General features: G+C 67.2%; 11 protein-coding genes and 1 tRNA gene. 3 read left to right on the forward strand and 9 right to left on the reverse strand.

The window, feature by feature from the left end:
- The first annotated feature begins 138 nt into the window (after window positions 1–138).
- Window positions 139–456 carry a DUF7882 family protein gene (locus L978_RS01785; protein ID WP_047519648.1) on the forward strand — a complete coding sequence of 106 codons (318 nt, stop codon included), beginning with the start codon at window positions 139–141 and terminating at the stop codon, window positions 454–456.
- A gap of 41 nt (window positions 457–497) precedes the next feature.
- On the opposite strand, the gene L978_RS01790 is transcribed toward L978_RS01785, so the two are convergent.
- The 3 genes from L978_RS01790 to L978_RS01800 all read right to left on the reverse strand — a co-directional run bounded on the left by L978_RS01790 (window position 498) and on the right by L978_RS01800 (window position 1,558).
- Window positions 498–758 carry a DUF6458 family protein gene (locus L978_RS01790; RefSeq protein ID WP_047519650.1) on the reverse strand — a complete coding sequence of 87 codons (261 nt, stop codon included), beginning with the start codon at window positions 756–758 and terminating at the stop codon, window positions 498–500.
- A 148-nt stretch (window positions 759–906) separates the two neighbouring features.
- Window positions 907–980: transfer RNA gene (locus L978_RS01795), tRNA-Ile, on the reverse strand.
- A 41-nt stretch (window positions 981–1,021) separates the two neighbouring features.
- Window positions 1,022–1,558, reverse strand: coding sequence for a gamma carbonic anhydrase family protein (locus tag L978_RS01800; protein ID WP_047519652.1), 537 nt, complete (start codon window positions 1,556–1,558; stop codon window positions 1,022–1,024).
- A gap of 130 nt (window positions 1,559–1,688) precedes the next feature.
- Between L978_RS01800 and L978_RS01805 the strand changes: the two genes are divergently transcribed.
- Window positions 1,689–2,174, forward strand: a complete 486-nt coding sequence (locus L978_RS01805; protein ID WP_047519653.1) for a Dps family protein — start codon at window positions 1,689–1,691, stop codon at window positions 2,172–2,174.
- A 65-nt stretch (window positions 2,175–2,239) separates the two neighbouring features.
- On the opposite strand, the gene L978_RS01810 is transcribed toward L978_RS01805, so the two are convergent.
- The 6 genes from L978_RS01810 to L978_RS01835 all read right to left on the reverse strand — a co-directional run bounded on the left by L978_RS01810 (window position 2,240) and on the right by L978_RS01835 (window position 8,705).
- Entirely contained in the window at window positions 2,240–3,736 is a 1,497-nt protein-coding gene (locus L978_RS01810; protein ID WP_047519655.1) for an amidohydrolase, read from the reverse strand.
- Entirely contained in the window at window positions 3,733–4,374 is a 642-nt protein-coding gene (locus L978_RS01815) for an FMN-binding negative transcriptional regulator (RefSeq protein ID WP_047519657.1), read from the reverse strand. The genes L978_RS01810 and L978_RS01815 overlap by 4 nt, the downstream gene beginning before the upstream one ends.
- A gap of 40 nt (window positions 4,375–4,414) precedes the next feature.
- A complete protein-coding gene (locus L978_RS01820) occupies window positions 4,415–5,899 on the reverse strand; it encodes an alanine/glycine:cation symporter family protein (protein WP_047519659.1) in 1,485 nt (494 codons plus the stop codon).
- 97 nt (window positions 5,900–5,996) lie between these two features.
- Window positions 5,997–6,995 carry an Fpg/Nei family DNA glycosylase gene (locus L978_RS01825; protein ID WP_047519661.1) on the reverse strand — a complete coding sequence of 333 codons (999 nt, stop codon included), beginning with the start codon at window positions 6,993–6,995 and terminating at the stop codon, window positions 5,997–5,999.
- A gap of 1 nt (window position 6,996) precedes the next feature.
- Window positions 6,997–7,482, reverse strand: a complete 486-nt coding sequence (locus L978_RS01830; RefSeq protein ID WP_047519663.1) for a ribose-5-phosphate isomerase — start codon at window positions 7,480–7,482, stop codon at window positions 6,997–6,999.
- 38 nt (window positions 7,483–7,520) lie between these two features.
- A complete protein-coding gene (locus L978_RS01835; RefSeq protein WP_047519665.1) occupies window positions 7,521–8,705 on the reverse strand; it encodes a ferrochelatase in 1,185 nt (394 codons plus the stop codon).
- A 146-nt stretch (window positions 8,706–8,851) separates the two neighbouring features.
- Between L978_RS01835 and pepN the strand changes: the two genes are divergently transcribed.
- The coding region (gene pepN / locus L978_RS01840; RefSeq protein WP_047519668.1) for an aminopeptidase N at window positions 8,852–10,235 on the forward strand (1,384 nt) is incomplete at its 3' end.

Consider the following 10,235-nt stretch of genomic DNA (forward strand, 5'->3'; position numbering starts at 1 on the left):
TCGATCTCCCGCCCCCGTCGCTTCGCCGCCGTGTGGTTAGAGTTCAAGTACCCGGAGCACCCTCCCGGCCTGTCGCGCACACCGTCGAGGAGTCCCCATGGTCCAGATCCGCTCTGACGTCGAAACCTCCGCCCGCTGATGGGCAGTCTCTACTACGGCGACGCCCAGACTCCGATCCAGATCGACGACCGCGCGCTCGCGCACCTGAAGGTCGTCATCGCGACCAAACTCCGCCGCAACGAGAGCTTCACCCTCTCGTGGCGACACCCGGAAGGGGATGCACCCGGACGCTCGACTCTGTGGCTGCACCCCTCGATCCCGCTCCGGTTCGTGTTCCAGGAGCCCGAGTCCCCGGAGCTGAGCCGGAAGTGGATCGAAGACCTCGCTCACTCCGCCAGCTCCAGTGGAGGGATCCTCCTCGTGGAGGAGCACCTCGAGAGCGTCGCTGCCGACTGACGGTTCCGGATGGCTCGACCATCCGGAACCGTCAGTCCTGCTCAGACCGCCTCGTCGCCACTCGAACTGACGGAGCGGCGAGTGGTCGGTTCCCCCGTCGCGGGGTCGACGAAGGTGCGTGAGACGGTCTCGGTCCGACGACGACGGGCGAGGAGGACGATTCCGATCAGGAATATGACGACTCCGGCGCCCATGAGGATGTATCCGACCATGTCGAGGTCGACCCATTGGATGTCGACGTTCACCGCGAAGACGAGGATTGCTCCGATCACGAAGAGCGCGATTCCGCTGCCGATGCTCATGGTTTCTCCCGTTCTGCGACGCGATGCCGCTCCGTCGAAGAATGGCGTGGCAGAGTCACGCGCGGGAGGGGCTTGACAGCGGCGGATCGGCCCGGGCGCGCCCGTGTTCGTCTCACGAACGCAGGTAGCTCGCCTCGGGAGCGAAGAGTAGGGCGGGCGGGACTTGAACCCGCGATCGTTGGGTTATGAGCCCACTGCCTTAACCAGCTTGGCCACCGCCCCGTACGCACCTCAGCCTATCGTTCTGCGAGGTCACGCAGCGGTCACACAGAGGTCGCTGCGGAGTGCGTCTGCGAGTGCCCCAGATAGACGTCGGCATTGCTGATCAGGCCCGCACGCTCCTCCTCGCTGAGCGTGCGGCGGACCTTCGCAGGCACACCGGCCACCAGTGAGCCCGCGGGGACCTCCGTCCCACCCAGGACGACCGCGCCGCCGGCGATCAAGCACCCCTCGCCGATCACCGCACCGCTGAGGATCACCGCCCCCATGCCGACGAGCGATCCATCGCCGATCGTGCAGCCGTGCACCACGGCATTGTGTCCGATCGACACCTTCGAACCGACGATGACCGGGTGTCCTCCGTCCACATGGACGGAGACGTTGTCCTGCACGTTCGACCCCGGGCCGATGACGATCTCCGCCGAATCGCCACGGAGCACGGCGTTGTACCAGACGCTGGATCCTGCAGCGAGCGAGACGTCTCCGATGATGCGCGCCCCCGCGGCGACGAATGCCGTGGAATCGACCGACGGCGCGCTGTTCGGCAGGGCGAGGAGGGAGGCTTCCACGGCGATGGTCATGAGGCGAGACTACCCTCAGATCCGCGGAATGACAGGGAAGTGAGCCGAGCCTCAGCTTGCTTGCGGAATGTCTGAGCCTGAGTAGCGTTGTCTTCATCAGGTAAGAGAACCGTTCCAGGAGGAGCACAGGATGAGCAAGGCACAGACCGTTTCCACCACCGCCATCGACCCGACCGTGGCTGCGGGGGCGGCCCAGTTCCTCTCCCCCGTCGTCCTCGGCCTGCAGGCCCTGACCGTCAACGGCAAGCAGGCCCACTGGCACGTCCGCGGCGCGAACTTCGTCGGCGTCCACGAGCTGCTGGACACCATCGTCGCCCACGCCGGCGACTTCGCCGACACCGCCGCCGAGCGGATCGTGGCCCTGGGTCTTCCGATCGACGCCCGTGTGAGCGCTGTCGCCGACAAGGCGGGAGCCACGTCGGTTCCGGCGGGCTTCACACAGTCCGACGAGCTGATCCGTGCGGTCATCTCCGACATCGATGCGATCCTCGTCGATGTCAAGGCCGCCGTCGAAGGCCTCGACGAGGTCGACCTCACGAGCCAGGACGTCGCGATCGAGATCCAGCGCGGCCTCGAGAAGGACCGCTGGTTCCTTCTCTCGCACATCGCCGCCTGACCCGTCATCCCGAAGGGCCGGTCCTCCGTCATCGGAGGGCCGGCCCTTCGGCGTTCGACTTCGGACTATCCGAAGTGGGTGACGTCTCCCGCCAGCAGGGTCGCGCTGATCGGCATCCGCCGCAGCGTGTCGCCGCTCGCCGCGAGCGGATCCGCACCGCACACGACGATGTCCGCCGGCTCGCCGGGGCGCAGCGCGGTCCGAACACTCGCATCGATGGCCTGCTCGACACCGAGCCGCTCCTCGGGGTGCCAGGGCGCGCGGTCATCGTCCGTGCGGGAGACGGCCGCGGAGATCGCATGCCAGGGATCGAGAGCCGCTACCGGGGCGTCCGAGCCGAACCGCAGCTCCGCCCCGGCCGCGCGCAGCGAGGCGAGCGGATATCCGATCGCCGTCTGCTCAGCCCAATGCCGCTCCACCAGATCCCGGTCATCGACGGCATGCTGCGGCTGGAGGCTGGCGATCACGCCGAGGCGCGCGAACCGCGCCAGGTCCGCGTGACGGACCAACTGCACGTGTTCGATGGAACCGACAGCCCCGGTCGTGGTGAAGGCATCCAGGGCGTTGGTGATGGCACGATCGCCGATGGCGTGCACGGCGACAGCCAATCCCGCCCCCGTCGCACGTGTCAGCAGGGAGACCAGCTCCTCGGCCGGCACGGTCAGCATCCCGAAGTTGTCGGGATCACCGGGATAGGGGTGCGAGCACGCAGCTGTGCGCGTACCCAGCGAGCCGTCGGTGATCATCTTCAACGATCCGACATGCACGAGCCCACGCCCGCGTTCGGGGACGTCGACATCCTCACGGACGTCACCGGTACGGAGGCCGGCCTCGATGGCCCGATCGAGGTCGAAGGGATAGACGGCGAACTCGACGCGATGGGAGGCGAATCCGTTCCGAACTCGGCGAGGCCACGCCTCCGCGCCCCACGCCATGTCGAAGTCGACGAGTCCGGTGACGCCCCGAGCGGCCGCCTGCCGTCCCGCACGCTCCATCGCCTGATCGCCGTGCTCGGCCTCAACGGCGTTGAGGCGTCGGGAGATCTCGAACGCCTCCGTCTCCCGGAGCATCCCATCAGCACTCCGGAAGCCCTCCCGGGCCAAGGCCACGCTGTTCAGCCACACGCTGTGAACGTCGGCATTGATGAGATAGGTCGGCACCGCGCCGGTCTCGGCATCGAGGACCTCCTGTGTCGGCCGATCGGGCCACAGGGCATCACGGAAGCCGGTCCCCACACGGCGGCCGTCCGCCAGCGGTTCGACATCGCGCATCGCCCGCGCGGCCTCGGCAGCCGACCGGGCGTGTCCGAGCGGTTCCCGCTCCGACGTCAACGCCCATTGAACGGTGTGGACGTGGTTGTCCCACAGACCCGGCAACGTCCACGCGCCTTCGACATCGATGACCGTTCCCCCCGCACACAAGGCTCCGGTCGGCGCGATGTCGACGATGCGCCCGTCGGCGATGTGGATGTCGACCGGTTCCTCATCGATCAGGAACTCGCGCCCCGGACCCGCGATCCGCGCGGCTCGGACGGTGCTGATCGCGGTTCCACGTTCGGTCACTGCGCTCCTCCGCGGCGTGCGTCCTGCGCGCGCCGCATCTCCGCGGCCAGAGCCGGGTTCGAGTAGGGCCCCTCCGCGTCGAGCGCGGCGATCACCGTCTCGATCGTCTCCGGAGGCTTGTTCTGGCTGAGCTTCCGCTTCGCGACGACGCGTGTCGGCACGAGCCGGAAGCCCACCGTTCCCGCGGCGAGACGTTCCACGAAAGCGGCGTCGTTCGGCCGCTCCCACATCAGCCTCGGGTCCGGCATGCGTGACTCGAATCGAGCGACCAGGCGATCGAGCACCCTGAGGTTCTCCTCGGCATCGAGGATCTCGGGAACGCCTGCGAGGTGGACGGCCGTGTAGTTCCACGTGGGAACCGCCGGCACATCGCCGTACCACCCCGGCGACACGTATCCGTGCGGCCCTTGGAAGACGACGAGCAGCTCACGCTCCCCCATGCCGTGGATGAGATCGTCCGGCCGTCCGACATGCCCGACGATCGTCAAGTCATCGCGCCCCTCGTCGAGGAGCACCGCATAGTGGGAAGCGACGAGTCCGCCCTCACCCGCGCTCATGATCGTGGCCCACGGATGGGCGTCGATCACACGGCGGATCTCGTCGACATCCGCCAGGGTGAAGCTGGGGTTCTGTCGCATGCCAATAGCCTAGAGCCGCGACATCGAGCCACTCGCCGCGTCAGCGTCGACGGCGTCCGACCACAGGGATCGCCTGCGTCTTCCACTCCTCCCACCCCGGAGTACCGGCCATGAAGGCATCGATCTGCGCGCGATCCGCGCGCAGCTTCGGATCGTTGTCGAGGTACTTCTTGGTCTCCCTCGCCACCAGGCCGGAGAGGAGCAGGAGACCGATCAGGTTGGGCAGCGCCATCAGGCCGTTCATCGCGTCCGAGAAGGCCCACACGACGCCGAGCTGCACGGTGCACCCGATGAACACGACGAGCGAGAAGATGATCCGGAAGGGCATGACGGCGCGTCGGCCGATGAGTCGCTCGACGTTGCGCTCCCCGTAGTAGGACCATCCCAGGATGGTCGACCCGGCGAACATCACCAGCCCCAGTGTCACGATGATGTGTCCCCAGTCCCCGGGGAGTCCGTGGGAGAACGCCGCCCCGGTCATGAGAGCGGGACTCAACTGCTCGCCCGTCTCAGGGTCGATCTCCTTCCACGTGCCGGTCGAGATGATGACCAGACCGGTGCACGTGACGACGATGATGGTGTCGATGAACGTCTGCGTCATCGACACGAGACCCTGCCGCACCGGGTGGCTGGTCTTCGCGGCCGCCGCGGCGATCGCCGCGGATCCCATTCCGGACTCGTTCGAGAAGATGCCGCGTGCGACACCGAACTGAACGGCGATGATGATCGCGGACCCCGCGAAACCGCCCACAGCGCTGGTGCCGGTGAACGCCTCGGAGAAGATCTGGGCGAACGCGGCAGGGATCGCCCCCACGTTCGCGATGAGGATGTAGAGGGCGCCGAGCACGTAGAAGATGATCATGATCGGCACCAGACCTGCCGTCACACGCCCGATGGACTTGATACCGCCCACCAGGACCACCAGGGCGAACGCGGTGAGGACGATGCCCGTCACCCAGGTCGGCACGTCGAAACTCGCCTGGAGGTTCTGCGCGATCGAGTTGCCCTGCGTCATGTTGCCGATGCCGAAGCAGGCGATCACCGCGAACACGGCGAAGGAGAGCGCCAGGACCTTGCCGAAGGGACCCCGGATGCCGCGCTCGAGGTAGTACTGGGGCCCACCGGACTTCTCCCCCGCGTCGTCGGTCTTGCGGAAGCGCACGCCGAGGAACGCCTCGGAGTACTTCGACGCCATGCCGAGCAGCCCGGTGATCCACATCCAGAAGAGAGCGCCAGGACCGCCGATGCCGATCGCCGTCGCGACGCCGACGATGTTCCCCGTGCCGACCGTGGCGGCGAGGGCCGTCGTGAGGGCCTGGAACTGGGAGATGTCACCATCGGCGCCGGGGTCGTTGCGCGTGAAGAGTCCGAGTCGCAGCGCCGAGCCGAGCCGAACGAACTGCAGGCCTCCCAATCGGATGGTGAGGTACAGACCCGTGCCCAGCAGCAACGGGATGAGGAAGAACGGTCCCCAGATGAATCCGCTCACGGTCTCGAGAACTGTCTGGAGGTTGGTGAGATCCATGTCGGCTCCTGTCGGTGTCGGCGTATTCGACGCTGTCACCATATTCACAGGAAGCGGACCGGAGCGGACCCCCACCCGCGTGTCCGGGGAACCGACCTCACGCCTGGCAGCGCGGGCACCAGTAGAGCTTGCGCGCGCCGATCTCCTCGAGAGCGATCTCGGTACCGCAGATCCGGCAGGGAAGCCCCGCCCGGTGGTACACCCAGTGCCGATCGTCACGGTTGGCCATGGCCGCCCGATAGTCCTCGCCGGTGAGACCGTCCATGGTCATCATCTGCCCGGTCTCGACGCCGATGGCGAGCAGACGCACCCAGTCGTGCCAGAGCGCCCGGACGATCTCCTCCGGAACGTCTCGCCCCGGCGTGTGCGGATTCAACCGCTGGCGATAGAGCATCTCGGCACGGTAGACGTTGCCGATACCGCTCACGACCGACTGGTCCATCAGCAGCAGCGCGATGACCGTCGACTTCTTCCGCACGGCACGAACGAAACGCTCCTCGTTCTCCACCGGATCGCCGACCAGCGGGTCGGGACCGAGCTTCGCGATCGTGGCGAGCATCTCCTCCGGCGACTGCAGCACGCAGGCGGTCGGTCCGCGCAGGTCCGCGGCGGTGATGTCCGTCATGAGGCGCAGACGCACCTGCCCGACGACCGGAGGCGGCCATTCCAGCCCCTCGTCCGCGAGCCCCTTGGTCTGCTCCGACATGCGCACGTGGACCCGCGTGCGACGAGGTGCTCCGATCGACGCCAGCGAGTTCTCCCCCGCGTCGTCCAGGATCGGTTCATCCAGGACGGTTCCCCGCTGATTCGTCTGCCCCATCCGACCGTTCGCCGACGCGATGGTCGGGTCGACGAGGATGTCGCCCGCGAAGTCCCAGGCCCCGTAGAGACCGAGGTGCACCCGTAGCCAGATGTCCCCCTCCGCCTCCAGGAACATCTGCTTCCCGACGGCCTGCACGCTCACCGCCGCCCGCCCGTCGAGGACCGCGGCTCCCTCGGCGAATCGTCCCTGCGGGCTCGATGCACTCAGCGTCTTGCCGACGAAATTCCGATCGAACTGCCGCGCGATCCGGTGGACGGAATGCCCCTCGGGCATGTCAGGCCCGGGGGTCCGGGAGAAGCGACCCGTCGCGCTCGAAGTCCGCGATCTGACCGATGCGACGGACATGGCGCTCGTCACCGGAGAACGGCGTCTCGATGAACCGGTCGATGAACGACGTGACCTCCTCGTAGGAGTGCTGCCGCGCACCGATCGAGATCACGTTGGCGTCGTTGTGCTCCCGGGCGAGCTCCGCGGTCGACAGATTCCACACGAGGGCCGCGCGGATACCACCGACCTTGTTCGCAGCGATCTGCTCCCCGTTCCCGGAGCCGCCGAACACCACGCCGAGCGCATCGACACCCGCACGCTGATCGGCGACGACCGCCTGCGCGGCGCGGATGCAGAATGCGGGGTAGTCGTCGACGGCGTCGTACTCGATCGGCCCGTGATCGACGACCTCATGGCCCGCAGCGCGCAGATGATCCTGGAGCTGGGTGGAGAAGTCGAGGCCCGCGTGGTCGGTGGCGATGTGGATGCGCATGGCTCCCATCCTAGAAGTGCCGGATCGCGATCGGGACGTCAGGGAACGAGGCCTGCGGCTGCCGGCTTGAAGCCCGCGCGCACGTTCTCGCAGCAGCCGGGACGGCACACGTCGAACGCCCCGGGAAGCGACGTCACGTGCGGTCGGTCCTCGTTGGGACGGCCCTGAAGACGCTCCTCGATCAGGTCGACGATGCCCGCGACGAAGGCAGGTGACACACCCGGGGTGGGTGTGCGGGTGAACGACAGGCCCGCTTCCTCCGCGGCTTCGGCCGCCTCGGTGTCGAGGTCCCAGAGGACCTCCATGTGATCGCTCATGAAGCCGACGGGGACCACCGCGACGGCTTTGCGCCCGCGGCTCGGCAGCTCGGCGATGACGTCGCACACATCGGGCTCGAGCCACGGCTGCGAGGCGGGCCCGGACCGCGACTGGTACACGAGCTCCCACGACACGTCCTCCGCACCGGGTACCGTCCGGCGGACACGGTCCATCACCCAGGCGGCCACGGCCAGGTGCTGCGCGGCGTAGGCGCCGCCCTCACCCCACTCGATGTCGCGGGCTCCGGAGCGTTCCGCATCGGCCGTCGGGATGCTGTGGGTCGAGAACAGGATCTGGATGTCGGTGGCCGCGACGCCCTCGGCGAGGAAACCCTCGACCGCATCGCGCACTCCGGCCTCGAAGGCCTCGACGAAGCCCGGGTGATCGTAGAACGGACGGATCTTGTCGATCGTGACTGTCTCTCCCAGACCCGTCTCCTCCAGCACGCGGGCGAAGTCCTCGCGGTACTGGCGGCAGCTGGAGAAGGAGCTGTAGGCGCTCGTCGCGAAGGCGAGCAGGGAGTTGTGTCCGTTGACGGAGGCTTCGCTCACGACCTCCTCGAGATACGGAGCCCAGTTCCGGTTGCCCCAGTAGACCGGGAGATCGATGCCGCGCTCGACGAGGGCCTTCTGGAGGGCCTCCTTGAGCACGCGGTTCTGCCCGTTGATCGGGCTCACTCCACCGAAGTGACGGTAGTGGTGCGCGACCTCTTCGAGCCGCTCGTCGGGGATTCCTCTTCCCCGGGTCACATTCCGCAGGAAGGGGATCACGTCCTCCTGCCCCTCGGGGCCCCCGAACCCCGCGAGGAGGATCGCGTCATAGGCCACGGGCGTGGTCACGTACGGTGCGCCATCGGCGGCACCGGGCGAGGCAAAGGGAACAGCATTCGGCTCGATCGCAGTCACGACTCCATCCTTTCACCTCCGCCGCGTAGGAGCGTCCACCTCGATGCGGGTGGACATTCGCCGCTCTGGCGTAGGCTGTCATGGTTGCCGTCGGCGCCAACTGCGCCAAGCCCCGGTGACATCCCCTCACCCCTGGGAGTACAGCTGTGCCTGGAGAGAACCTCACCCGTATCGAAGCGCAGGAGCGCCGCGACGTCATCGACACGCAGTCCTATGAAGTCGCCCTCGATCTGACAAAGGGCGCCGAGGTCTTCGGCTCTCGCAGTGTCGTGCGCTTCACCGCGACGCCCGAGAGCTTCACCTTCATCGATCTCATCGCCCGGGATGTGCGCGAGATCTCCCTCAACGGCGAGCAGCTCGACCCGAGCGAGGTCTTCGCCGACTCCCGCATCGCGCTCACGGGGCTCCAGGCGGAGAACGTCCTCGTGGTCGATGCCGATTGCCTCTACACGAACACCGGGGAGGGTCTGCACCGCTTCGTCGATCCCGTCGACGGCGAGGTCTACCTCTACTCGCAGTTCGAGGTCCCCGATTCACGTCGTGTGTTCGCCGTCTTCGAGCAGCCCGACCTCAAGGCGACCTTCCAGTTCACCGTCACCGCTCCGGCGGCGTGGAAGGTCATCTCCAACTCCCCCACGCCGGAAGCCATCGTGCACGACGACGACGTCACCGCGACCTGGGGCTTCGAGCCGACCCCTCGGATCTCGTCCTACATCACCGCCCTCGTCGCCGGGCCCTACGAGTCGACCTTCTCGGAGCTCACGAGTGCGTCCGGCCGCGTCATCCCGCTGGGCGTGTACGGCCGCAAGAGCCTGTGGCAGCATCTCGACGCCGACTACATCTTCGACAAGACCCGCGAGGGCTTCGCCTACTTCGAATCGAAGTTCGGCGTCCCGTACCCGTTCGCCAAGTACGACCAGCTGTTCGTGCCGGAGTTCAACGCCGGCGCGATGGAGAACGCGGGAGCGGTCACGTTCACCGAGACCTACGTGTTCCGCAGCAAGGTGACCGACGCCGTCAAGGAGCGCCGGGTCGTCACGATCCTCCACGAACTCGCGCACATGTGGTTCGGGGACCTCGTCACCATGAAGTGGTGGAACGACCTCTGGCTCAACGAGTCCTTCGCCGAGTGGGCCTCGACCATCGCGACGGCCGAGGCCACCGAGTGGACCGAGGCATGGACGACTTTCAACGCCATGGAGAAGACCTGGGCGTACCGCCAGGACCAGCTTCCTTCGACGCATCCGATCGTCGCCGAGATCAACGACCTGGAAGACGTGCAGGTCAACTTCGACGGCATCACCTACGCCAAGGGCGGCTCCGTCCTCAAGCAACTCGCCGCCTGGGTGGGTATCGAGGCCTTCTTCGCCGGGGTATCCCAGTACTTCCAGAAGCACTCCTGGGGCAACACCGAGCTGAGCGACCTGCTGTCGGAGCTCGAAGCCACGAGCGGCCGCGATCTGAGCACGTGGTCGAAGAAGTGGCTCGAGACCGCCGGCGTCAACACGCTCGAGCCGGTCATCGCCGAGG

It is taken from the genome of Microbacterium sp. ZOR0019 (assembly GCF_000800925.1).
Lineage (GTDB): Bacteria > Actinomycetota > Actinomycetes > Actinomycetales > Microbacteriaceae > Microbacterium > Microbacterium aurugineum.

Excerpts from the sequence above, each read along its gene's own strand:
- L978_RS01785 (WP_047519648.1), top strand. The coding sequence starts at position 139 with ATGGGCAGTCTCTACTACGGCGACGCCCAGACTCCGATCCAGATCGAC.
- L978_RS01790 (WP_047519650.1), bottom strand. The coding sequence starts at position 758 with ATGAGCATCGGCAGCGGAATCGCGCTCTTCGTGATCGGAGCAATCCTC.
- L978_RS01800 (WP_047519652.1), bottom strand. The coding sequence starts at position 1,558 with ATGACCATCGCCGTGGAAGCCTCCCTCCTCGCCCTGCCGAACAGCGCG.
- L978_RS01805 (WP_047519653.1), top strand. The coding sequence starts at position 1,689 with ATGAGCAAGGCACAGACCGTTTCCACCACCGCCATCGACCCGACCGTG.
- L978_RS01815 (WP_047519657.1), bottom strand. The coding sequence starts at position 4,374 with ATGCGACAGAACCCCAGCTTCACCCTGGCGGATGTCGACGAGATCCGC.
- L978_RS01820 (WP_047519659.1), bottom strand. The coding sequence starts at position 5,899 with ATGGATCTCACCAACCTCCAGACAGTTCTCGAGACCGTGAGCGGATTC.
- L978_RS01825 (WP_047519661.1), bottom strand. The coding sequence starts at position 6,995 with ATGCCCGAGGGGCATTCCGTCCACCGGATCGCGCGGCAGTTCGATCGG.
- L978_RS01830 (WP_047519663.1), bottom strand. The coding sequence starts at position 7,482 with ATGCGCATCCACATCGCCACCGACCACGCGGGCCTCGACTTCTCCACC.